Raw genomic sequence first — 22131 nt, 5'->3', positions numbered from 1 at the left:
TCATGGACACTGACCAGGCACAATGCGTCACCTAGGCGATCGATGCCTGTCGGCATCCGCTACAGCGTGCTCACTGTCTGATATACGAACTCGCAGCCGCGGGTCAGCCCTTGACCGCGCCGATCATGATGCCCTTCGCGAAGTGCTTCTGCAGGAACGGGTACACCAGCAGGATCGGCAGGATGCTGACCACGAGCATCGCCATCTGGAGGGACTGCTGTGGCGGCACCTGGGTCGCGTCGCCGGTGCCGATGGTGGCGTTGTCGACCACGTAGGTGCGGAGGATCAGCGACAGCGGGTACTTGGAGTTGTCCGTGATGTAGAGCAGGGCGGAGAAGAAGTTGTTCCAGTACGCCACGGCGTAGAACAGGCCGATCACCGCCACGACCGCCTTCGACAGCGGCAGGACGATCCGGACGAGGATGGTCAGCTCGCTGGCACCGTCGATCTTCGCCGCGTCGAGGAGTTCCTGGGGCAGCTCGAGGAAGAACGCGCGCATCACGATCACGTTGAACCCGTTGATCAGCGCCGACAGGATCAGCGCCCAGTAGCTGTCCAGCAGGCCCAGCTCCTTGACCGTCAGGTACATCGGGATGATGCCCGGCGAGAACAGGACGCTGAACAGCACGACCATCAGGATCGGCCTGCTGCCGAAGCTGCCCGGCCGGGACAGCCCGTACGCCAGCAGCGCGGTGCACGCCAACGAGAGCGACGCGCCGACGACGGTGACGCCCACGGACACCAGCAGCGCCCGCGTCACCACGCCGCCGTCGAAGATGGCCTCGTAGGCGTAGAAGCTCGGCCGTTCCGGCCACAGGACGTACCCGCCTGCCGCCGCGACCTGGCTCTCGTCGGCGAGGCTGGTGGAGACCACCGCGAGGAACGGCAGGATCACCACCAGACAGCACACCGTCAGGACCAGGCCCTTGGCCGCCCGGGTCGCCGGGCGGGCCGGGGTCAGGGCAACACTCATCGCTGGTACACCCCCCGCTCACCGAACAGGTGCGCCACCTTGTTCGCACCCAGCACGAGCGCCACGCCGACGACTCCCTTGACCAGTCCGGCGGCGGCGGACGCGCCCCACGAGCCGGCGCCGACCGCGTTGTTGAACACGTAGGTGTCGAGCACCTCCGACGCCGTCGGGCCGACCGCGTTCTGCTGCAACAGGATCTGCTCGAAACCGACGGAGAGCACGTCGCCGAGTCGCAGGATCAGCAGGAGCGCGACGACCGACTTGATGCCCGGCAGCGTCACGTGCCACACCTGGCGCAGCCGGGACGCACCGTCGACCGCGGCCGCCTCGTACAGCTCCGGGTCGATCCGCGACATCGCGGCGAGGAACAGGATCATGCCCCAGCCGGTGTCCTTCCAGACCACCTGGGCGACGACGAGCTCCTTGAACAGCTCCGGGTTGCCGATGATGCTCACGCTGCCGAGGTCGTGCTCGGTCAGGAAACCGTTGAGCAGACCGGTGTTGCCCAGCATGTGCTGGAAGATCGCGACGATGATCACCCAGGACAGGAAGTGCGGCAGGTACAGGATGGACTGCACCGTCCGCTTCATCCGCTCCGACACCAGCGAGTTGAGCAGCAGCGCCAGCGCGATCGGGATGGGGAACACGAACAGCAGCTGCAGGAGTGAGATGACCAGCGTGTTGACCAGGGCGTTGAGGAAGGCGGGGTCCCCGTTGACGATGATCGAGAAGTTGTCGAACCCCACCCACGGCGCGTCCGCGATCCCCACGTAGGGCTGGTAGTCCTTGAACGCGATGACGTTGCCCAGCAGCGGCGCGTAGTGGAACACCAGCAGCCACACCAGCCCTGGCACCGCGCACACGAGCAGCAGCCAGTCCCGGCGCAGCCGCCGCCCTCGGCCCACCCGGCGCGGCGCGGGCCGGGTGGGCAGCGTCTCGACCACCCCGCGCGGTCTGCTCAGCACAGCCATCATCGGCTCCCGGTCAGTTGTACTTCTTCTGGGTGCGGACCTCGGCGGGCCAGGCCAGCTCGACACCGAGGTCGGTCAGTGTGTCCTGGTAGGACTCGAGCCGGGCCGCGTCGGCCCGCACCTGGCGCGGCACCGCGCCCGTGTCGAGGCAGTGCGCGGCGAGTGCGCCGGCGGCCTCGCCGATGTTCCACTCGACCGGGTGCAGCCGGTAGCAGCCGTTGGAGATGTGGGTGGTGCCGATGTTCTTGTTGGCGGGCAACAGGTTCTCGACCCGGACCGGCAGCAGTGCGCCGAGCGGGATCTGGAACGGCCAGCTCGCCACGTCCACGTACTGGCGCGGCCCGGCAGGCCCGCCGGTCGACGGGTGCAGGTCGATGCGGTAGCTGCCGATGCCGACGCTGTCGCGGAACTCCTCGGCACCCAGCAGTGAACCGCGAGCCGCCACGCCGACGTGCAGTTCGGACACGGTGAACTCGGCCCGGATGCGGCGGGACTCGCGGATGTAGGGGTACTTGGCGAGCCCGTCTGCGGTGTCGGTGACGTCGTGGCGCAGCCGCAGCCCCGGGTGGCCGGTGCCACCGAGGTGGTTGGGCGCCTCGGTCTGCATCCAGTACAGAAAGGACAGGCTGAGCTGCTTGGCGCCCTCGAGGTGCCGGTCGCGTTCCGCGTCGGCCACGCCGATGAGCGGCCCGAGCCAGTAGTCGACCTGCTGCCAGTTGACCAGCGTGATGTCGCCGCCGTCGTAGGAGTCGTCGAGGTGCGGCTTGTGCAGGATCCGGCGGAACCGCCACAGGTCGAAGTCCTCGTCCGGTTCGAAGACCCGCTTCGTGTACGGCTGGAGCGTCTCCGGGGCGACCTGCCGCCAGCTGAGCAGCGGCGCGGGCCAGAAGTCCGGCGCGTAGGAGCGCCAGAAGTCGTAGGTCGCCGGCCGGTCGATGGTGTGGTCCTCGCCGGGCCGGTGGTCGAGCGCGAAGCAGAACGTGAACGACTGCTGGTCCATCGGCTGGGCCGGGCCCTCGACGGCGTGCGGCTCGCCGGTGTCGTCGCGGCTCTCCGAACCGACGACGTGCTCGACGCCCGCCAGCTCCAGCAGCTCCCCCATCTCGGTGGCGTCGAGGATGTACGACGCGGACACGGTCAGCTCGTTGCCACTGCCGGTGTCGAGCAGCCGCACCGCGGTGACGCGGTCGCCGTCGACCTCGGCGGCGACGGGCCGGTGCCGCGGCAGGATCCGCAGCTGCCTGCTCGACCGGTAGGGCGCGAGCATCTCCTCGATCGCCGCGACCGCGACCCTCGGCTCGTGGCAGATCCGGCTGACGTGACCCTTGCCGGGGTTGAGGTTGACCGTCGCCGCCGCCTGTTCGGTCAGCGGGTACGCGCGGCGGTAGTAGTCGCGGATGAGGTCGCGCAGCCGCCGGTAGGTCGCGGTGCACCCGAACTGCTCGATCCACGGGTGCTCGTCGGGTGGCACCGCCTGCGAGGTCAGCTGACCGCCGAGCCAGTCGGTCTCCTCGGTGAGGACGACGGTGCGGCCCAGCCGCAGCGCGGCCAGCGCGGCGGCGACACCGCCGAGGCCACCGCCGACGACGAGGATGTCGCAGGTCTCTTCGTACATCAGGCTCCTTGTGGTGCGGTCAGGGTGGCGCCGGCGTGGAAGCCGCAGTCGATGACGACCCGGCGCGGCGAGCGGTCGGCGGGGTTGTCCAGCAGGTCGGCCAGCAGCCGCACCGCCGCGGCGCCCATCTCCCGGCCCGGCGTCGTGATGGTGGTGATGTCCCAGCGTTCGACGGCGTTGTCGACGTAGGAGTACTCACTGAGCGCGGCGACCGAGAGGTCGGCAGGCACCGACAGCCCCAGTGCCGTCGCGGCGGCGCACACGTCGCCCGCCCGCTCCCGGTCGTCGGTGACGATGCAGGTGTAGCCCTGTTCGACCAGGCCGGGCACGACCGCCGCGATGGACTCGGCACGCGGCGGAACGAACACCTCCGTGGTGTCGACCCGGTCGCCGAGCAGTTCCCGCGCGGCCGCGAAACCGGCGTCGCGGTCGAGGATCGACTCGTGGTTCGACCCGCCGCGCAGCCGGGCGATCCCGCGGTGTCCCAGCCCGCTGATCCGCTCGACGAGCTGGCGGGTGGCCGTGCCGTAGTCGGCCGCCGCGTAGGACACCTCCGCGCCCGGCAGCTCCCGGCGACCGATGAACACCGCCGGATACCCGTCGCGGACCAGCGCGGCCAGCTCGTCGCGGTCCTCCGACTGTCCGATGAGGACGGAGCCGTCGGCGACCTGCAGCGAGTTGGTGCCGTTCTTGTAGATCGAGCGGCGGCGGTCGTCGGTGTGCGACCCGGTGAACAGCAGCAAGTGGCAGTCGAGCTCCTCGACCGCCTCCTCCACGCCGACCAGGAACGGGTGGTAGTAGCTCATGGCCTGCATCGGGAACAGGGCCTCGTACGTGAACACGCCGATGATCCCGTTGCGGCCGCGGGCCAGGCTCCTGGCGGCCACGTTCGGCACGTACCCGAGCTGGCGGATGGCCTCCTCGACCCGCGCGGCGGTCCGGTCGCCGACCCGGACCCCGTTCGAGCCGTCGCGGCCGTTCACGACCGCGGACACGACCGCGGGCGACACGCTCGCCAGCCGCGCGACGTCGGCCTGCGTCGGCCGCTTCTTCGGCCGTTCGGACGCCTTCACCGTTGCTCCCACCTTGATATTGCGCATTATCTGTTGACGTCCGGAGAGTAGCCAGACGATGTTCTCCAGGTCAACCACATCCTCGTACACAGTGCTTTTGCTTGGTATTGACACGGGATTCACCCCGATCTACAGTCCGACACCATCGTGATGATGCGCATCATCACAAGCCCCCAAGCCTTTCCGAGAACGGAAGTCCTCGCCGTGACCCAGCACAGAGTTGTGAGCCGCCGCGCCCTGTTGCGCGGCATGGGCGCGATGACCCTCGCGGCCGCATCGACGTCGTTCCTCTCGGCCTGCGGCGGTGGTGGCGGCGCCGCCAACACCGCGGCGGCCAACGCCCGCGTCAAGCTGCCGACCCACGTCCCCTACGCCGGGGTGACCCCGGACCTGCCCGCCGGCGAGCACCTGCTGCCGGGCTTCTACCGGTACCCGGAGAACCTCGTCACCGCGATCAAGGACAAGCCCGGTGCCGGCGCGGGCAAGGTGTCGATCCTGGTCGACACCTTCACCCCGGTACCGCCGCCGCTGTCCGGCAACGCGTACTGGCAGGCGCTCAACGACCGGATCGGCGCGGACCTCGCGTTCAACATGGTCCCGGACAGCGACTACAGCACCAAGGTCACCGCGACCATCGCCGGCGGGGACCTGCCCGACATGGTGATGCTGCCGTCCTGGACGCCCGACCTGCCCGGCGTGCTGCGCGCCAAGTTCGCCGACCTGACGCCGTACCTGTCGGGTGACGCGGTCAAGGAGTACCCGTTCCTGGCCAACATCCCGGAGTTCTGCTGGCGGCCGATGATCGCCAACGGTGGCATCCACGGCCTGCCGACGCCACGCGCGAGCATCGGCGAGATCATGTTCGTCCGCGACGACCTGGTCGCGGCCCGGTCGTTGAACCCCAAGCCCGCGAACCACGCCGAGTTCGTCGAGCTGTGCCAGGGACTGACCGACGCGAAGGCCGGGCGGTGGGCGCTCGGCGACACCGGTCTCGGTGGCGGCGGCGCGCTGCTGTTCCTGCTCGAGTCGTTCGGGGTGCCCAACGGCTGGGCCGAGAAGAACGGGAAGTTCACCAACGCCGTCGAGACCGAGGAGTACACCGAGGCGCTCGCCGCGCTCGTCGCGATGGTCGAGAAGGGACTGTTCCACCCGGACACGTTCAGCGCGACCTTCCAGCAGGGCCGCGACTGGTTCGGCACCGGCAAGATCGCCATGAAGGTCGACGGCTACGCGGCGTGGGACATCCTGCTCGGCACCTACCCGGGCATCGACGTCGGCGGCCTGCTCGCCCCCGCCCAGGACGGCGGCGGGGACGGCAGGCACTTCACCGGCAAGGGCAGCTTCGCGGTCACCGGCATCAAGAAGGGCGACGAGAAGCGCGTCCGGCAGCTGCTCGCGATCGCGAACTGGATGGCGGCGCCGTTCGGCACCACCGAGCACCTGTTCCGCAAGTTCGGCGTCGACGGTGTCGACCACACGATGAGTGCCGGACTTCCCGCCCTCACCGGTACCGGCGAGACGAACGTCAAGATCCCCATGCAGTACCTCGTCGACCAGCCGGCGATCCTCGGGCCCGGCGACCGGACCGTGGTGGACAAGCAGTACGCGTTCCACAAGGAGGTGGCGCCGCTGTTGGTACCGGACCCGACCGTCGGCCTGTACTCACCGGTCAACGCGAGCAAGGGTTCGGTGCTGTCGAAGGCGCTGAACAACGCCCGCAGCGAGATCGTCCGCGGCAACCAGCCGGTGTCGGGCTGGGCGGACGTCGTGCGCCAGTGGAAGCAGAACGGCGGCGACCAGGTCCGTGGCGAGTTCGAGAAGGCACACGCACAGCAGTAGCGCTCGGCTTCACCCGTCCAGCGAAGGAGAGAGTGATGCACAAACGATTACGGCGACTGCTCGCGGCCGCCTGCGTGCTGACCGCGGCCACGTTGCCGGTGACCGCGGGAAGTGCGGCCGCGGACCAGACCGCCTACGACTGGCAGTTCGTCTGGGGCGACACGTTCGACACGCTCGACCACCAGAAGTGGGGTGTGATCGAGGGTCTGCTGTCCCCCGGTTCCGACCAGGCGTACACGTCGTTCGCCGTCACCACCGCGAGCAGCAACCTCGTGCTGACCACGGAGAAGCGGCAGTACGGCAGCAAGCCGTACACGTCGGGCATGGTGTGGACGAAGGGCCGGTACTCGTTCACCTACGGCAAGATCGAGGTGCGGGCGAAGATGCCGGTGATGGGCAAGGGCATCTGGCCCGCGCTGTGGCTCCAGGGTGACGTCACCGGCAACTGGCCGGGTCCGGGCGGCAACGAGATCGACTTCGCCGAGCTGTGGAACGACCCGACGAAGGTGCACCACGCGCTGCACTACGCCGACACCCCGAACGGCACGGACCTCGGCGCCAACCAGGGCTGCCAGTACGCGAGCCCGGTGAACCTGTCGGCGGACTACCACACCTACAGCCTCATCTGGGAGCCAGGGCCGAAGCTGACCTACTACGTCGACGGGCAGCAGACCTGCCAGTTCGCGCCGACCGGCGCCTACTTCGACAGGCCGATGCACATCATCATGAACACCGCGGTGGGTGCCTCGTGGATCGGGCACCCCGACGCGAGTGTGCAGTTCCCGCAACAGTTCAAGATCGATTATGTGAGGGTGTACCAGGACGCCGCCCTCGGCTGACCACCCGCCGGTGGCACGCCCCGGCGGCGTGCCACCGGCCAGCCAGAAGACCGCTCGGAGAGGAACCCACCGGCATGAGCAGCGCCGACCACCACGACGCCGCGATCAAGGAGCTGCTCGGCCGCATGACGCCGATGGAGAAACTCGGGCAGCTCCAGCATCTGGCCTGGGGTTTCAACACCGGACCCGGCGGGCCCGGCACCGAGGACGTCGAGTCCGCCGCCCGCGCGGGCCGGGTCGGGTCCGTGCTCAACCTGATGGGCGCGGAGAACGCCAACGCGCTGCAGCGCATCGCCGTCGAGGAGTCCCGGCTCGGCATCCCGCTGCTCTACGGGCTCGACGTCATCCACGGCTACTGGACGACCTTCCCCATCCCGCTGGCCCAGGCCGCCGCGTTCGACCCGGCCGTCACCGAGACCGACGGCGCCGTGTCCGCCCGCGAGGCCCGGTCCGACGGGATCCACTGGGCGTTCTCGCCGATGATGGACGTCACCCACGAGCCGCGCTGGGGCCGCATCGCGGAGAGCCACGGCGAAGACCCGTACCTGACCGCGCGCTACGCGGCCGCCAAGGTCCGCGGCTACCAGGGCGCGTCGCTGTCCTCACTCTCCGCTCCCGACCGCGTCGCGGCCTGCGCCAAGCACTTCGCCGCGTACGGCGGCGCGGAAGGCGGGCGCGACTACAACACCGTGGACGTGTCGGAGCAGCGGCTGCGCAACCTCTACCTGCCGCCGTTCCTGGCCGCCGTCGACGCGGGCGCGGCGACCGTCATGGCCGCCTTCAACACCGTCAGTGGCGTGCCCGCGCACGGCAACACCCACACGCTGACCGACATCCTCAAGACGCAGTGGGGCTTCGACGGTGTCGTGGTCAGTGACTGGGCCGCGATCGACGAGCTGGTCGTCCACGGCTTCGCCGCCGACCGCGCCGACGCGGCCAGGCTGGCCTTGACCGCCGGGGTGGACGTGGAGATGGCGAGCACCAGCCTCGTCGCGCACGGCGCCGAGTTGCTGGCGCGCGGTGCGATCAGCGAGGAACGGCTGGACGACGCGGTCACCCGCGTGTTGCGGCTGAAGTTCCGGCTGGGGTTGTTCGACCGGCCGTACGTGGACCTCGACGCGGTGGTCACGGAGCCCACACCCGACGCGCGGGCAGCGGCACGGGACGTGGCGGCCAGGTGCACGGTGCTGCTGAAGAACTCACCGGCGGTGCTCCCCCTCGACCCGGCGATCTCGGCCGTTGCCGTGGTCGGCCCGTTCGCCGACTCGACCGACCTGCTGGGCACGTGGGTGCTCGGCGAGACCCAGCGCCGCTTCCCGGCGGGCACCGTCCGCCAGGCGCTCGAGACGGCGCTGCCGAACGCGCGGATCACCTGCGCTGAGGACGTCCCGGCTGCGGTCGACGCCGCCATGGCCGCCGACGTGACGATCGTCGTCGCCGGTGAACCGTCGGCGCTCAGCGGTGAGGCGGCCACCCGTTCCGACCTGGACCTGCCCGGCGCGCAGGAGGAGCTGATCGCCGCCATCGCCGCGACCGGCAAGCCGTACGCCGTGGTCCTGGTGGGCGGCAGGCCGCTGACGGGTGCGTGGATGGACACCGTGCCGTCGCTGCTCATGGCCTGGCACCCGGGCATCGAAGCTGGCAACGCGATCGCCGACGTCCTGACCGGAGCCGTCAACCCCGGCGGCAAGCTCCCGGTCACGTTCCCGCGCACGGTCGGGCAGGTGCCGATCTACCACAACCGGGAGAACACCGGCCGCCCCTACGACCCCGCGCGGCCGGACAACCCGTTCGTGTCGGCGTACCTCGACCTCGCCGACGGGCCCCGGTTCCCGTTCGGCCACGGCCTGAGCTACACCGGTTTCGCCGTGGTGGCCCCGGAACTGAGCCAGGAACGGGTCGAGGCGGCCGCCCTGCGCGACGGCGGCACGGTCGAGGTCACGGTGGCCCTGCGCAACACGGGCGACCGCGCAGGCGACGAGGTCGTCCAGCTGTACGTGCACGACCGCGCGGCGAGCATCGTGCAACCGGTGCGCAGGCTCCGCGGCTTCCGCCGCGTCCACCTGGCGGCGGGCGAGGCCACGGTCGTGCGTTTCTCCCTCGGCGCCGACGACCTCGGCTTCTGGACCGGCGACCCGAACGGCCGCTTCGTGGTGGAGCCGGGTGAGATCGACATCCACACCGGCACCAGCTCGGCGGACACCACCAGCCGTACGCTGACGATCACGTGACACCAGGCCGGCCACGCTTGCGGTACTCGTGGTGGGCCTGCTCGACCACGTCGGTGAGTCGCGTGTGGACCGGTCCCTGCGGCAACGTCGCGTACAGCGCCTCGAGCCGGTTCCTGAGGACATCGTCGAAACGCGCCTCGGTCAGCGCATCCACGTACGCGATCCGGATCCAGGAGGCAAGGCGCTCGTTCGGGTGACCGTTTATTGCGACATATTCAACTGGTCGCCGGCGGGCCACGGGTCGGTGACCGCGTGCAGCAGATGGCTGATGGCCGACACGTCTCCCACCACCGCGACGCTGCCGTCGGTGCGAGCGGTGTCGAGGGTGGCCGGGTCGGACAGCAGGGCGCTGAGGGTCTTGGGGTCTGTGCGGAGCGAGACGTCCGCCGTTGGGGGCTCGCCCGGGCGTACCTCGGCGCGGCCGGAGGCCAGGTGGACCGTCCACACCCGGCCGTCCAGCTCGAGGCGGTAGGTCGTGGGTGGTGCCGCGGGGTCGGGGCGGGCGGCTCCTTCGAGGAAGATCAGCACCGACGTGGCGCTCAGCGCGGTCGGCTCCGGGGGTTGCGGGGCGTCGATCCCCCAGTCGCCGAGGGCTCGGACGATCGGTTCCAGTTTCCGGCCCCAGTCGGTCAGTTCGTAGGCCTCGCCGCGGTGGACCACTCCGCGGTGTTCCAGTTCCCGGAGCCGGTCCGCCAGCAGGTTCGAGCTCACGTGGGGCAGGGCGTGCCGCAGCTCGGAGAAACGTTGCGGCGCCAACAGCAGCTCGCGCACGACCAGCAGCGCCCATCGCTCACCGACGACGTCGAGGGCCCTGGCGATCCCGCACGAGTCGCGGTAGCTGCGGTTGGTGGGCACGACCACTCCTCTCTCGTTCGGTCCTAAACTACCACAGCGGCTAGTTGTTTTTAACAATCAAACGTGGTTACTCTTTCGCTCACATGGTCGGGCTTCTCTTGGAGGACACACATGAGCGGACTGCTGCTCGAGGGCAAGAACGCGGTGATCTACGGCGGTGGAGGCGCGATCGGCGGGGCGGTCGCGCGGGTGTTCGCCCGGGAAGGCGCGCGGGTGTTCATCGCAGGGCGGACGCGGGCCGCGCTCGACGTCGTGGCGCGTGACATCGCCGACGCAGGAGGGAAGGTCGAGATCGCGCAGGTCGACGTGGCCGATCAGCACGCGGTCGAGGAGCACGCGGACGCCGTCGCGGCCGCGGCAGGCGGAATCGACATCGCCCTCAACGCCGTGAGCGTCATGCACGATCAGGGGACCTTGCTGGCCGACCTCTCACTCGAGGAGTTCATGCGGCCGATCGACGGATTTCTGCGGACGCTGTTCGTCACGAGCAAGGCCGTGGCCCGGCACATGGGGCGCGGGCGCCCCGGCGTGATCCTGACGTTGTCCGAGCCGGGCGCCAAACTGGCCGTCGGCGGCATCCTGGGGCACGGCGTCAGCGCGGCGGGCAAGGAAGCCTTCTCCCGGATCCTGGCCGCGGAACTGGCGCCCGCGAACATCCGGGTCATCGGGATCCGTCCCCATGCCGTCGTCGACGGGCCGGCAGCGGGGTCCTACACCAAGGAACTCTTCACCAACGCCGCGGCGGCGGCCGGGCAGTCGGTCGAGGAGTTGCTCGACGGCGGGGCGATGGCGCAGGGGACGCTTCTGAAGAGACTGCCCACGCTGTCGGACATAGCGGAGACGGCCGCGTTCCTGGCTTCGGACCGGGTGGGGACCATGACCGGGACGATCGCCAACCTGTCCGCGGGCGCGCTCGTCGACTGATCAGGCGTCGAAGCGGAGGGTCGCGGTGAACAGGTGGCCCAGTGCCGGGTCGTACTCCGCCAGCACCACCTGTTCCCCGCTTCCCCTCCACTCGGGCAGCCGTCGCGCCAACTCCAGCCAGATACCGGTCAACGGCTGGTTCTCCTGGCACACCAAGGAACTCGCCGGTGCCGACCCCGCCAGGCCCGCGCCGGCCAGTACGGTCCCGGAGAACCGGGACAGCACCGCACCCACGTCGTGTTCCGCGATCTTCATGTGGCGTCGGACCGAGCGGGTGCCGTTCGGTTCGAGGACCACGCCTACCGCCGCCGCGCGGTCCGGTAGCGGGGTGGGTACGGGGAGTTCGTGGTAGACGGTCGGCTGTTCTGCCACCAGGAGCACGGCTCGCCCGCACGCGCCGGTGTGTGCGTAGGCCTCCACCAGGTGCAGTGCGGTGAACGCGGCCAGGAGTCCCTGATCGCAGACCGTGAACCCCAGGGGGGCACCAGCGCAGTGCCAGCTCAGGTAGGTGGCGGTGGAACGGCCGTAGCGGACGTCGGGGATCGCCGTGGCCAGTACCAGCAGATCGGCAGGCCGGTCCTCGGGTACCAGTTCGTCCAGCAGGGGTACGCACATCTCGCCGTAGGAACGGCCGGCACCCTGGTCGATCAGGTCCTCGCGCACCGCCAGCCCGTACGGGGCAGCCAGGTCGTTCACATAGCCGCGCATCGTCGGGTTCAGCGTCTGGCCGGTCAGCTCGTCGAAGGTCCGGCCCGCCGCGCTGTGCACCCGCAGCGGAGTGCGGGCGCGGTCGTCCTCGGACGGCGCGCCGGTGACGAACATTCCACGCATGCGGGCGACAGTACGCGGTGCTCCCCGCCGTCCGGGAAGGCTCGGTGTTGTTCGTACCAAGGGCGTTCGGCAGACGGGAGCACTTCTCTGACCCGTTCAGCCGTGTGCTCCGCACCCCGGGACAGGAACAATTTTGTGCCGGTCGGTTTCCGCGATTTCCCAGGTAGGCTTCGGCCGCTCGCATCCCTCGGGCGGCGGACGCTCGCCGCTCACGTACATCTGGAGTGTGTGATGAGTTCCCCGGACTACGTGGTGCGCGCACTGGAACTCTTCGCGGAGTACGGGGACCGCGAGGCTCTGGTCAACGGCGAGACCCGGTTGACCTACGCCGATCTCCACGCCGCGACGCTCGACATCGCGGCGAACCTCGTGGATTCGGGGCTGCGACCGGGTACCACGGTGGGGATGCTCCTGGGCTATCCGCCGCACGCCCACGCGATCCAGCTCGCACTGCACCTGATCGGCTGCCGCACCGCGTGGGTGTCGAACGCCAGCACCCCCGTGGAACTGACCGCCTATCTCGAGCAGGTGCGGCCGGAGGCACTGCTCTACGAGGTCGCGGTGCACGAGCGCATCGGCCAGGAGCTCGTCGACCGGCTCGGGATCCCGGCGTACTGCGTCGGGCCGGGCGGGGCCGGTCCGGACATCCTCGCGCCGCGGCCCGAAGGCGCGGAACCCTTCGATGTGGACGATGCGACCGGGACGCCGGAGTCGGTCTTCCAGACCAGCGGCACCACCGGGATTCCCAAGCCGCTGCTCCACACGGCGAACCTCTACGAGCAGCTGATCACGCTCGCCGAGCACATCCTCGCGGCGGACGAACCGCGCTACCGCCACCTCTCCATCACGCCGATGTGGTTCGTCGCCGGGCAGACCTCGGCGTTCCTGTACCTGTTCACCGGCGGCACACTGCTGGTCTCACGGTTCTTCCGCGCCACGGAGTTCCTCGAACTGCTGGAGCGCGAACAGGTCAACTCCACGTTCATCACCCCGCTGATGCTCTACGAGATCCTGGACCACCCCGACATCGACAAGCGCGACCTGTCCGCGATGGCCGTGCTGAGCGTGGGCACCGCGGCCACCAACCCGGTGCGGCTGCGGGAGGCCGTCGACCGCTTCGGCCCGGTCGTCCGCATCACCTACGGGCTGTCGGAATCGCCCTTCATCTCCGCGTATCCCGGTGTCGGCACCGACCCGGACCGGATCGGCTCGTGTGGACCCGCGTACGGCGACGTCCGGCTGCAGATCCGCGGCGAGGACGGCACCACCGTGCTGCCCGTCGGGGAGACCGGCGAGCTGTGGGTGGCCAGCCTGCTCAACTTCGCCGGGTACGTAGGGAATCCGGAGCAGACCGCGGCGACGCTCGTCGACGGCTGGGTGCGCACCGGCGACCTCGGCCACGTCGACGACGACGGCTACATCCACCTCACCGGCCGCGCCAGCGACATGATCATCACCACCTACGGCAGCCACCACATCTTCCCGCGCGCGATCGAGGACGTGCTGACGACCCACCCGCAGGTCCGCGCGGCCGCCGTGATCGGTGTGCCGCACCAGGAACTCGGGGAGGCCGCCCACGCCTACCTCGTGCTCACCGAGGACGCCACGGTGACCGAGGAGGAGCTTTCCGCTCTGGTCAAGGAGAAGCTCAGCTGGGTGTGGACGCCGCGGTCGTTCGAGTTCGTCGACGACCTGCCCAGGACCGGCAGTGGCAAGACGAACACCCGGCAGCTGCGCGAGAAGTACGCGGCCGAGCACGTGCTGGTCGAAAGCACGGCGGATTGAGCGCGGTCAACGAGGCGGCGGGCAGCGAGGCACCTGGTGGCGAGACACCGGGCAGGAGCCGGACCGCCAGCAGGATCGGGCTCGCCGCGCTGTTGACGGGCCACGTCGTGTCCATGCTCGGCAGCGTGGTGACGACGGTGGCCGTGCCGTGGCTGGTGCTGACCAGCACCGGTAGCGCTGCGAAGATGGGCCTGATCTCCATGGCCTCGGTCGTGCCCGCCCTGCTGGCCGGGGTGTTCGCCACCCCGCTGACCGACCGGTTCGGGATCCGGCGCACGCTGATCGTCGCGGAGTGCGCCGCCGCGCTCGCCATGGCCGTCGTCGCGGTGACGCCGGACATCGGGTTCCTCCCGCTGGCCGCTTTGGTCGCGGTCAAGGGCGCGCTCACCGGTGTCGGCGGCCGGGCCCAGCACGTCCTGCTCCGTCCCGTCAGCGACGCGGCGGGCATGAAGATCATCCGGACCACCGCCATCTACGACGGGGCCGGCAACGTGGCGATGGTGACGGCCGCGCCGCTCGGCGCCCTGTTGATCGTCTGGCTGGGACCGCAGGGCGCGATCTGGTTCGACGCGGCGAGCTTCGCCCTGTCCGCACTCCTCATCGGACTGCTGGTGCACCCGCCGGCCGGCACCCTGCCGGACCGCGACTCGGCGGTGAAGGAGGGGTACTTCACCGCACTGCGGCGCGGCGCCGGTCACCTGTGGCAGGACCGGCTGCTGGTCGGGATGCTCGCCATGACCTCGGTGGTGAACCTGTTCACCGTCGCCAACTACGCGGTGTTCGTGCCGCTGTGGGTGGACGAGCACTTCGGTGAGGCGACCGCGGTCGGGCTCATCCTCAGCGCGTTCGCGTTCGGTGCGATCGGGGGCAACATCGCGTTCACCGTCTTCGGGCCGAAGTTGCCGCGGTACCTGACTTTCTGCGTCAGCGTGGCGTTGTGCGTCGCTCCACGGCAGCTGACGCTCGGGCTGACCGACAGCCTCGTCGTGATACTCGTCGTCTCTGCGCTCTGCGGGGTGAGCCAGGCGGCGTTCCGGCCGATTCTCGGCGCGATGCTCTACGCCCGCGTCCCGGTCGAACTGCAGAACCGCGTGTTCGGCATGGTGACCGCGGTCTCCGGCAGCAGCCTCGCGTTCGGCGCGACCATCGCCGGGCTCGCGGTCGCCGGCTTCGGGCTGCAGCCCGCGATCATCCTGTCCGGAACCCTGTGCCTGGTGGTGACCATGATCCCCTTGCTGCGCTACCGGTCCGGTGTGGACGCCCGGCTCACCGCCGACACCACCGGGTGAACACCATCGGTGAGCCCGGCGGCTCAGCCGGTCCGCACGATCCGGGTGGTCGCCGACCCCACGGCCACCACCCGCCCGGCGTCGTCCAGCAGTTCGCCCGCCAGGAAGGCGATGGTGCTGCCGCGGTGCACGACCCGCCCGCGGCCCACCAGCCGCCCGGGTTTGGCCGGCCGCAGGAAGCTCACCTTGAGATCGATGGTCGTCCCGTACAGGCCCGGCCCCAGCGTGGCCGCGAGCGCGGGGCCCATGGTGTCGTCGAGCATCGCGGTCAGGAAACCACCCTGGACGCTGCCCGCGGGGTTGAGGAACTCCTCGGACGCCTCGAAGGAGACCTCGATCTCGCCCCGCTCGGTGTCGGCGTGGATCAGCGACCAGCCCAGCGTGATCGTCGCCGCGGGCATCGGCGCCCGGCCCTCGACGGCATCCCAGAAGTGGCCGGTGCGTTCTCCCGTCATGGGTCGACAGTAGTACGAAGGAATCGCTCATGACCGCTCTCCGCGAGATCGCGGGTCACCTGCCGGATCGCCTGGTACCGCTCGAGGAGCTGCTCGCCGACTGGCAGCTGCCCGCCTCCACTGTCGACACCCTGCGGCGGTCCTACGGCTACTCGGAGGTACGCCGCCAGCAGCCGGGCGAGACGCTGACCGACCTCCTGGTGCGGGCCGCGCACAACCTGCCGTCACTGGCCGCGCTCCGGAACCAGATCCGCTACGTGCTGTACGCGCGCACCGTGCCGGTCTCGCAGCCCCACCCGCTGAACCCGCTGCCGGACGTGTGCGAACAGCTCGGCGTGGGTGGCGCGACCGCCTTCGCGGTCACCCACCACGGGTGTGCCGCGGGGCTGCTGGCGGTGGACATGGCCGGGCGGCTGCTCGCGCTGGACGGTGACCCGGACGCGCTCGCGTTGATCGTCGCCGCCGAGCAGGTCTTCACCCTCGACGAGACACTGCGGCCGGAGGCGCGGATCTTCGGGGAGGCGTCCGCCGCCTGCCTCGTGTCCTCGGCAGGCGGGCGCGATCGGGTGCTGAGCTACGCGACGCTGCAGCGCGGCGACCTCGACCACTGGGCCACCGACCGCCCGGACCACGCGGAGCGCTTCGCCAAGGAGTACACCGTGCTGGTGGCCGAGGTGATCAGCACCGCCGCCGAGCGGGCCGGGCTGCGCGTCGACGAACTCCGGCTGATCCTGCCGCACAACGTGAACGTGCGGTCATGGCGGAAGGTGTGCAGGCAGCTCGGGCTGCCGCCGACGGCCGTGCTGTTGGACAACGTGCCCCTGATCGGCCACACGTTCGCGGCAGACCCCTTCCTGAACTACCGCACCGCCGTGGACAGCGGGATGCTGAGGGCGGGAGACCGCTATCTCATGGCTTCTGCCGCGTACGGCGCCATCTTCTCCGCGATGGTTGTCGAGCACTGAGCGGCGCATTTCACGAACACCCATGACGGACCGTGAGTAATCCACCTGGAACACCATTCGGCACCAACGACAGCAGCCGTTCGGCGCAGTATTCCGGAGCGAATGCAGCTTGCGGCAGGGAGGAATACTCTGGATACTTTTTCTGTAATACCCTCGACAAAGGAGACCCCCACATGGGCACGTTTGGTGGCAGTGAGTTCGAGCAGGCGCAGTTCGGTGGCGGCGAGGCCGAGCAGGCTTTCGGCGGCAGCGAAGTCAACTTCGGTGGTGGCGAGGCCGAGCGCGCGTTCGGCGGCAGCGAGCTCGAGGCCGGGGCCGGACTCAGCTAGTTGAAACCGGTGGGCCCGTGTCGCGGAATTCCGCGACACGGGCCCACTGTCGTGCCGGCGGCAAAACAACGACGAGACACGACAAAAGACAGGACGTCGATTTCCGTCCTGCCCGTCAGGAATTGTCGCGCCCGGCGGAAACCACATTCCGCCGGGCGCGAAGATTTACCTCACTTCCGCACCACGGCGCGTTCTCGCCAGTTCGTCGGTGATGAAGAGAGCCAGGCGGTCCAGACCGGTGTCGATCTGTTCCGGCGTCAGCACGCTGCAGGACAACCGCAGGGAACGCGTGCCGTTCCTGCCGTGGCCGTCCACGTCGTAGAAGTGGTGCATGGGTGTCCAGAGGACGCCGTAGTCGCGGGCCGAGCGGGTCAGCAGCGCGTCGTCGGCCGGGAAGGGGACGGTGACCACCACGAAGAAGCCACCGGCGGGGGCGTTCCACGTGACCGGAGAGCCGGTACCGAAGCGGGCGGCGAGCCCGTCGGCCAGCCGGGCACGGTTCGCCGCGTAGACCTCCCGCACCCCCTCGTTGGCCTGCACCAGGCTGCATCCGTGCTCGAGGAGCTTGCCGCCGACGATCGCCTGTGCCAACGCGGGCGTGTTCACGGTCAGCATGCTCTTGATCTTCGACAACTCGTCCGCCAACAGGCCGGCCGAGCCGTCCGGGCCCGTCACCGTCTGGTCTGCCACCACGTAGCCGACCCGCGCGCCAGGCAGGACCGTCTTCGCGAACGAACCCAGGTACACGACGCGGCGCTGCTCGTCGAGCGCCTTGCACGTCGGCACCCGCTCGCCGCTGTGGAACAGGCCGTACGGGTTGTCCTCCAGCAGCAGGAAGTCCTCCTCGCGCGCCAGCTGCAGCAGTGTCCTGCGCGTCTTCTCCGTCATGCTGACACCGGAGGGGTTCGCGAAGTCCGGCATGACGTACAGGGCGCGTGGCCGCAGCCCGGCGGCGCGGGCGCCCTGGACCTGGTCGAGCAGGTCGTCGAAGTCGATGCCCGCCGCGCCGCTCGCGACCGGCAGCACCGGCATGTCGACCAGCCGCGCCGCGCCGGTGAGGCCGACGTAGGTGGGCGACACGGCGAGCAGTACGTCCTTCGGGCCGGACCGGAGCGCGCGCAGCACCAGGACCATCGCCTCCTGGCAGCCGACCGTGACCACAATGGACTCCGGGTCGACGCGGATGTCCTCGTCCAGCTCCAGGTTGGCGGCCACCAGCTCGTGCACGATCCCCTTGGTGCGCCCGTACTGGAACAGCGTCCTGCGCACCCTTTCCTCGCTGTAGCCCAGATCCGTGCGCAGGTGCTCGGTGAACCGGGCGAGGTACCTCGGGAGGTCGTCGACGTCCCAGAACTCCTCGTAGGGGCGGCCCGCCGCGAACGACACCGCGTCCGGGTAGTGGTTCGCGATCTCGTTGAGGAGGTTCATCGACGTCAGCGCCGGGTCCTCCAGCGAGGGGTGCAGCTCCTCGGTGGACAGGTCCGTGCGCACGGGTGTGCGGCGTGGCGGCAGCTCCGCGACGGGTGCCAGCACCACGGCGGGCGACCGGTCCTCGGACAGCGCTCCGGTCAGGTCGACGACGGTCATCAGGCCCTCACAGTTCGAACGGTGGACAACTCCCGCACCGCGGCGACGTCGGCGCACCCGGCCAACGTCATCGCGTCGCGGAACTCCTCGGCCAGCAGGGAAAGCACACGGCCGGCGCCCGGCGCGCCGTCGGCCGCCAGCCCGTACAGCACGGGCCTGCCGACGAGCACGCCGTCCGCGCCGGACGCCAGCGCGCGGAGGATGTCGGTGCCGGTGCGGATCCCGCTGTCGAGGTACACGGCGGCCTGCCCGGCCAGCGCCGCCACGACCGAGGGCACGGCGGCGATGCTCGGGGCCGCCCCGTCGAGCTGGCGGCCGCCGTGGTTGGACACCACGACCGCGTCCACCCCGCACCCGGCGGCGCGCACGGCGTCCCGGGGGTCGAGGATCCCCTTCAGCACCAGCGGGAGTGACGTCCGGTCGCGCAACCACTCGAGGTCCGACCACCCGAGTCCGGGGGCGAACGCGGCCGCGGTGTGCGCGGCGATCGCCGATGTCCCGGCTTCCCGGGCGTGCGCGCGGCTCGCAGTGCCGTCGCCGCCGCCGGTGAGGTGTGCGGCGACCACGTCGTCCGGCAGCACGAACGAGTTGCGCACGTCGCGCAGCCGCCGCCCCATGACCGGTACGTCGACGGTCACGACCAGCGCCTCGCAACCCGCGTCCTCGGCCCGCGCCACGAGGTCCTCGACGACACCTGGCGCGCGCAGCCAGTAGAGCTGGAACCAGGTGGTGGCGCCGGTCTTCACGACCTCCTCCACCGTCACGCTGGCCAGGGTGCTCACCACGAACGGCACGCCGGCCGCCTCGGCGGCCTCGGCGGTGGCGAGCTCGCCGTCGGGGTGCAGGAGTCGCTGGTAGGCCATCGGCGCCACGGCGAGCGGCAGCGAGGACGCGGAGCCGAGCAGCCGGGTCCCGGGGTCCGGCGCGGCCACGCCCGCCAGCACCCTGGGCAGCACCGCCACCTCGTCGAGCGCGGCCCGGTTGGCCGCGAGGGTCGTCTCCGCGCCGCTGCCGCCCGCGACGTAGTCCCACAGCTCCTTCGGCAGCCGCGCCTGCGCGAGCCGGGCGACGTCGGCGACGGTCAGCGGGTCGTCACGCGTCATCGGCCCGCGTCCCCTGGAGGGCCGGCATCTTCCGCAGGTACTCCGCGGCTTGGGCGACGGCACGGCGGGCGTCGGGCAGCACCCCGGACATGGTGAAGAACCCGTGCGCCATCCCGTCGTAACGGGTCAGTTCCACCGGCACCCCGGCCGCCCGCATCCGCTCGGCGTAGCGCTCGCCCTCGTCGCGCAGCGGGTCGTACTCGGCGGTGATCACGAGCGCGGGTGGCAGCCTCGACAGGTCCGGGGCGAGCAGCGGTGACACCCGGGGGTCGCGGCCCGCGCCGGGGTCGGGGAGGTAGTTGCGCCAGTACCAGTCGACGGAGTGGTGGTTGAACAGCCACCTGTCGTCGTTGTCGCGCAACGAGTCGGTGCCGGAGCGGTAGCAGGTGTTCGGGTACACGAGCACCTGCGCGGCGAGTCGGGGGCCGACATCCTTGCCCTCCTGGGCCACCACGGCCGCCAGGTTCCCGCCCGCGCTGTCGCCACCGACCGCGATCCGGTCGGGGTCGGCGCCCAGCGCCTCCGCGTTCCTGGCCACCCACTCGACCGCGGCGAGGCAGTCGTCCACGGCAGCGGGGAACGGGTGCTCGGGCGCCAGCCGGTAGCCCGGGGTGACGACCAGGCACCCGGCGGCGTTCGCGAGTGCCCGGCAGACGCCGTCGGACGTGTCGATGCCGCCCAGTGTCCAGCCACCGCCGAAGAAGTACACCAATGTCCCGAGTGGACGGTCGGCGGACGGGCGGTAGACGCGTACCGGCAGCACGCCCCGCCTGCCGGGGAACGTCCCGTCGGTCACCTCGAACACGGGCTCGGCGTCCCCGCCCGCCGCGCGGATGTCCGCGAGGTCGGCGGCACGCGCCTGCGCGAGCGTCATCTCGTACAACGGTGTCGCCCCACGCGCCATGCGTTCCGCACGCATGGCGGCGAACTGCGGGTCAAGCGGCATCGGGGCCCCTGTTCCGCCTCCCCGGAACTCAACGTTCTGGTCGCGCTGGGGACGGCGAGTTCTGTTCGGTCACGTACTTGTGGCTGGCTTGCGTCACGTTCCCCTGAGGTGCGGCTGCCAGGGGGTCATCCGAGAACACGGCGGTGGTCCCGGTGGCGCGGTCGGCCACCGGGACCACCCCGTCAGCGAACGATCTTGTGCAGCGGGACGGCCTCGGCCATCGCCTTGTTGCCCGCGCCGTTCGGGTGGATGTGGTCGCCGGAGTCGAACGCGGGCGCCAGCTTGCTCGGGGCACCCGGGTCGCGGAGCACCTTGTCGAAGTCCACGACCGCGTCGAACTCGTCGCGGTGTGTGCGCAGGTAGTCGTTGACCGCCTGGCGGGTCGCCTCCTTCTCCGGCGACCACACGGTCGTGCCGTTGACGCCCATCAGGCCCTCGAACGGTCCGAGGGTGCCGACGAGCACCGTGTACCCGCGCTGCTTGATCTGCTGGTTGAGCTGGCGGATCGCCGCGATGATCGACGCGGCCGAGTCGTTGTTCATCCAGATGTCGTTGATGCCGAGGTCCAGGATGACCGCGTGCGCGGCGGTCTCGGAGAACACGTCCTCGTCGAGCCGGGAGTACGCGTTGTCGCCGAGCTCGGGGAAGCCCGCGAAGCCGCCGTCGCCGGGTTCGAGACCCTCGTGGCTCAGCCGTGCGCCCGCACGGCTGACGTTCAGCACGCCGGGCAGCGCCTTGTGGCGCACCTTGCTCTGCATCCGGTCGAAGAGCTGGTCGGGCCAGCGCAGGTTGCTGTTGACCGCGATGCCGTTGCCGTCGCCGAGCGAGTCGCCGAACACGATCACCGAGCCGGCCGCCTTGTCGCGGAGCACGTCGACGCCGGCCAGGAAGAACCAGCAGCAGGTGCGCGTGACGGTGTAGCCGGTGCCCGCGGCGTCGTCCGCGAGGTCACCGTTGCCGGACCAGCTGTTCTGCCGGGACGTCGAGTGGAACGTGGTCAGCCCGGTCGGCGTGGGGAAGTAGACGCTCACCACCAGGTCCTGGTCGTCGCCCACCCGCAGGTCGACCGGGTCGCTGAGCAGTTCGGCGCCCTTCGGCATGACGAACGACGGCGAACCGCCGAAGGTCAGCCGCGTGACCGAGGCCGGGTCGACGTCGGTCAGCGCGGGGGTGGCGGTGTCCGGCTTCGCGACGGTGGCGTGCCCGACCTCGACCGACTTCTCCCCGTAGACATTGGAGAGCCGGACGCGGACCTTCGAGCCACCGACCGAGCCGTGCACGATCATCCGGACGCTCTGGTTGTTGAACCCCACCGACGACGTGCCGGTGAGGTTGCCCCGGGTGACGCCCGCCGCCCAGCTGCCGACCCAGTCCCGCTGCGCGTCGTGCCGCCCCCCACCTGCCGCCGCACCCGTGCCGGCGCCCGCGACGAGCACGGTCGCCGTGACCGCCGCCGCCAGCCCGGAGGCGATCAGCGACCGCGACCGCCATTTCCTCGAAATGTTCATTCGGTGGATCCTC

Annotated in this window: 20 protein-coding genes; 8 read left to right on the top strand and 12 right to left on the bottom strand. The window is 70.3% G+C overall.

The annotated features are described in order from the left end of the window. Window positions 1–103: 103 nt before the first annotated feature. Genes FHR82_RS41800 through FHR82_RS41785 form a run of 4 tightly spaced genes read right to left on the bottom strand, consistent with a single transcriptional unit; the run spans window position 104 to window position 4632 of the window. Window positions 104–973, bottom strand: coding sequence for a carbohydrate ABC transporter permease (locus tag FHR82_RS41800; RefSeq protein WP_184816243.1), 870 nt, complete (start codon window positions 971–973; stop codon window positions 104–106). After that, entirely contained in the window at window positions 970–1944 is a 975-nt protein-coding gene (locus tag FHR82_RS41795) for an ABC transporter permease (RefSeq protein WP_184816242.1), read from the bottom strand. The genes FHR82_RS41800 and FHR82_RS41795 overlap by 4 nt, the downstream gene beginning before the upstream one ends. A 13-nt stretch (window positions 1945–1957) precedes the next feature. Further along, window positions 1958–3559 carry an FAD-dependent oxidoreductase gene (locus tag FHR82_RS41790; protein ID WP_184816241.1) on the bottom strand — a complete coding sequence of 534 codons (1602 nt, stop codon included), beginning with the start codon at window positions 3557–3559 and terminating at the stop codon, window positions 1958–1960. Continuing rightward, complete coding sequence (locus FHR82_RS41785) at window positions 3559–4632, bottom strand: LacI family DNA-binding transcriptional regulator (protein ID WP_184816240.1); 1074 nt, start codon at window positions 4630–4632, stop codon at window positions 3559–3561. The genes FHR82_RS41790 and FHR82_RS41785 overlap by 1 nt, the downstream gene beginning before the upstream one ends. 222 nt (window positions 4633–4854) lie before the next feature. On the opposite strand from FHR82_RS41785, the gene FHR82_RS41780 reads away from it, so the two are divergent. The 3 genes from FHR82_RS41780 (at window position 4855) to FHR82_RS41770 (ending at window position 9541) form a co-directional block, all read left to right on the top strand. Next, window positions 4855–6471: an extracellular solute-binding protein gene (locus tag FHR82_RS41780; RefSeq protein ID WP_184816239.1), complete on the top strand. Its 1617-nt coding sequence runs from the start codon at window positions 4855–4857 to the stop codon at window positions 6469–6471. A gap of 35 nt (window positions 6472–6506) precedes the next feature. Further along, window positions 6507–7310 (top strand): glycoside hydrolase family 16 protein, encoded by an 804-nt coding sequence (locus tag FHR82_RS41775; RefSeq protein ID WP_184816238.1) that lies wholly within the window; start codon window positions 6507–6509, stop codon window positions 7308–7310. Window positions 7311–7384: 74 nt separating this feature from the next. Then, entirely contained in the window at window positions 7385–9541 is a 2157-nt protein-coding gene (locus tag FHR82_RS41770; RefSeq protein ID WP_184816237.1) for a glycoside hydrolase family 3 N-terminal domain-containing protein, read from the top strand. Here the strand turns inward: FHR82_RS41770 and FHR82_RS41765 are convergent. Both FHR82_RS41765 and FHR82_RS41760 read right to left on the bottom strand, forming a co-directional pair. Then, window positions 9534–9695, bottom strand: coding sequence for a hypothetical protein (locus FHR82_RS41765; protein WP_184816236.1), 162 nt, complete (start codon window positions 9693–9695; stop codon window positions 9534–9536). The genes FHR82_RS41770 and FHR82_RS41765 overlap by 8 nt on opposite strands. Before the next feature lie 47 nt (window positions 9696–9742). Beyond that, complete coding sequence (locus FHR82_RS41760; protein ID WP_184816235.1) at window positions 9743–10396, bottom strand: winged helix-turn-helix transcriptional regulator; 654 nt, start codon at window positions 10394–10396, stop codon at window positions 9743–9745. Window positions 10397–10507: 111 nt separating this feature from the next. Between FHR82_RS41760 and FHR82_RS41755 the strand changes: the two genes are divergently transcribed. After that, window positions 10508–11320, top strand: a complete 813-nt coding sequence (locus FHR82_RS41755) for an SDR family NAD(P)-dependent oxidoreductase (RefSeq protein WP_184816234.1) — start codon at window positions 10508–10510, stop codon at window positions 11318–11320. Here FHR82_RS41755 and FHR82_RS41750 read toward each other — a convergent pair whose 3' ends face one another. Next, complete coding sequence (locus FHR82_RS41750) at window positions 11321–12151, bottom strand: hypothetical protein (protein ID WP_184816233.1); 831 nt, start codon at window positions 12149–12151, stop codon at window positions 11321–11323. A gap of 231 nt (window positions 12152–12382) precedes the next feature. Between FHR82_RS41750 and FHR82_RS41745 the strand changes: the two genes are divergently transcribed. Next, window positions 12383–13936 carry a class I adenylate-forming enzyme family protein gene (locus FHR82_RS41745; protein ID WP_184816232.1) on the top strand — a complete coding sequence of 518 codons (1554 nt, stop codon included), beginning with the start codon at window positions 12383–12385 and terminating at the stop codon, window positions 13934–13936. After that, entirely contained in the window at window positions 13933–15225 is a 1293-nt protein-coding gene (locus FHR82_RS41740; protein WP_184816231.1) for an MFS transporter, read from the top strand. Before FHR82_RS41745 ends, FHR82_RS41740 begins: the two co-directional genes overlap by 4 nt. A 23-nt stretch (window positions 15226–15248) precedes the next feature. Here FHR82_RS41740 and FHR82_RS41735 read toward each other — a convergent pair whose 3' ends face one another. Beyond that, window positions 15249–15680, bottom strand: coding sequence for a PaaI family thioesterase (locus FHR82_RS41735; RefSeq protein ID WP_184816230.1), 432 nt, complete (start codon window positions 15678–15680; stop codon window positions 15249–15251). 29 nt (window positions 15681–15709) lie between these two features. Between FHR82_RS41735 and FHR82_RS41730 the strand changes: the two genes are divergently transcribed. Both FHR82_RS41730 and FHR82_RS41725 read left to right on the top strand, forming a co-directional pair. After that, the gene (locus tag FHR82_RS41730; protein WP_184816229.1) at window positions 15710–16645 is read left to right on the top strand and encodes a 3-oxoacyl-[acyl-carrier-protein] synthase III C-terminal domain-containing protein; all 936 of its coding nucleotides are present in this window, start codon (window positions 15710–15712) and stop codon (window positions 16643–16645) included. A 173-nt stretch (window positions 16646–16818) separates the two neighbouring features. Beyond that, window positions 16819–16974, top strand: coding sequence for a hypothetical protein (locus FHR82_RS41725; RefSeq protein WP_184816228.1), 156 nt, complete (start codon window positions 16819–16821; stop codon window positions 16972–16974). 165 nt (window positions 16975–17139) lie between these two features. Here FHR82_RS41725 and FHR82_RS41720 read toward each other — a convergent pair whose 3' ends face one another. From FHR82_RS41720 to FHR82_RS41705, 4 genes are all read right to left on the bottom strand, one after another. After that, window positions 17140–18561, bottom strand: a complete 1422-nt coding sequence (locus FHR82_RS41720) for an aminotransferase-like domain-containing protein (protein WP_184816227.1) — start codon at window positions 18559–18561, stop codon at window positions 17140–17142. Continuing rightward, complete coding sequence (locus FHR82_RS41715; protein ID WP_184816226.1) at window positions 18561–19664, bottom strand: alpha-hydroxy acid oxidase; 1104 nt, start codon at window positions 19662–19664, stop codon at window positions 18561–18563. Before FHR82_RS41715 ends, FHR82_RS41720 begins: the two co-directional genes overlap by 1 nt. After that, window positions 19654–20610 carry a LipP1 family hormone-sensitive lipase gene (lipP1, locus tag FHR82_RS41710; protein ID WP_184816225.1) on the bottom strand — a complete coding sequence of 319 codons (957 nt, stop codon included), beginning with the start codon at window positions 20608–20610 and terminating at the stop codon, window positions 19654–19656. Before lipP1 ends, FHR82_RS41715 begins: the two co-directional genes overlap by 11 nt. A 182-nt stretch (window positions 20611–20792) precedes the next feature. Further along, window positions 20793–22118 (bottom strand): SGNH/GDSL hydrolase family protein, encoded by a 1326-nt coding sequence (locus FHR82_RS41705; protein WP_184816224.1) that lies wholly within the window; start codon window positions 22116–22118, stop codon window positions 20793–20795. Between the last annotated feature and the right edge of the window lie 13 nt (window positions 22119–22131).

This window comes from Actinophytocola algeriensis (assembly GCF_014203735.1).
Lineage (GTDB): Bacteria > Actinomycetota > Actinomycetes > Mycobacteriales > Pseudonocardiaceae > Actinophytocola > Actinophytocola algeriensis.
The sequence above is the reverse complement of the archived record's forward strand: the minus strand, read 5'-3'. Positions and strand labels throughout refer to the sequence as shown.

Bases quoted from the DNA above. Each gene is read 5' to 3' on its own strand.
- FHR82_RS41800 (WP_184816243.1), bottom strand. From the start codon at position 973: ATGAGTGTTGCCCTGACCCCGGCCCGCCCGGCGACCCGGGCGGCCAAG.
- FHR82_RS41795 (WP_184816242.1), bottom strand. From the start codon at position 1,944: ATGGCTGTGCTGAGCAGACCGCGCGGGGTGGTCGAGACGCTGCCCACC.
- FHR82_RS41790 (WP_184816241.1), bottom strand. From the start codon at position 3,559: ATGTACGAAGAGACCTGCGACATCCTCGTCGTCGGCGGTGGCCTCGGC.
- FHR82_RS41775 (WP_184816238.1), top strand. From the start codon at position 6,507: ATGCACAAACGATTACGGCGACTGCTCGCGGCCGCCTGCGTGCTGACC.
- FHR82_RS41770 (WP_184816237.1), top strand. From the start codon at position 7,385: ATGAGCAGCGCCGACCACCACGACGCCGCGATCAAGGAGCTGCTCGGC.
- FHR82_RS41755 (WP_184816234.1), top strand. From the start codon at position 10,508: ATGAGCGGACTGCTGCTCGAGGGCAAGAACGCGGTGATCTACGGCGGT.
- FHR82_RS41750 (WP_184816233.1), bottom strand. From the start codon at position 12,151: ATGCGTGGAATGTTCGTCACCGGCGCGCCGTCCGAGGACGACCGCGCC.
- FHR82_RS41745 (WP_184816232.1), top strand. From the start codon at position 12,383: ATGAGTTCCCCGGACTACGTGGTGCGCGCACTGGAACTCTTCGCGGAG.
- FHR82_RS41735 (WP_184816230.1), bottom strand. From the start codon at position 15,680: ATGACGGGAGAACGCACCGGCCACTTCTGGGATGCCGTCGAGGGCCGG.
- FHR82_RS41730 (WP_184816229.1), top strand. From the start codon at position 15,710: ATGACCGCTCTCCGCGAGATCGCGGGTCACCTGCCGGATCGCCTGGTA.
- FHR82_RS41725 (WP_184816228.1), top strand. From the start codon at position 16,819: ATGGGCACGTTTGGTGGCAGTGAGTTCGAGCAGGCGCAGTTCGGTGGC.
- FHR82_RS41720 (WP_184816227.1), bottom strand. From the start codon at position 18,561: ATGACCGTCGTCGACCTGACCGGAGCGCTGTCCGAGGACCGGTCGCCC.
- FHR82_RS41715 (WP_184816226.1), bottom strand. From the start codon at position 19,664: ATGACGCGTGACGACCCGCTGACCGTCGCCGACGTCGCCCGGCTCGCG.
- lipP1 (WP_184816225.1), bottom strand. From the start codon at position 20,610: ATGCCGCTTGACCCGCAGTTCGCCGCCATGCGTGCGGAACGCATGGCG.
- FHR82_RS41705 (WP_184816224.1), bottom strand. From the start codon at position 22,118: ATGAACATTTCGAGGAAATGGCGGTCGCGGTCGCTGATCGCCTCCGGG.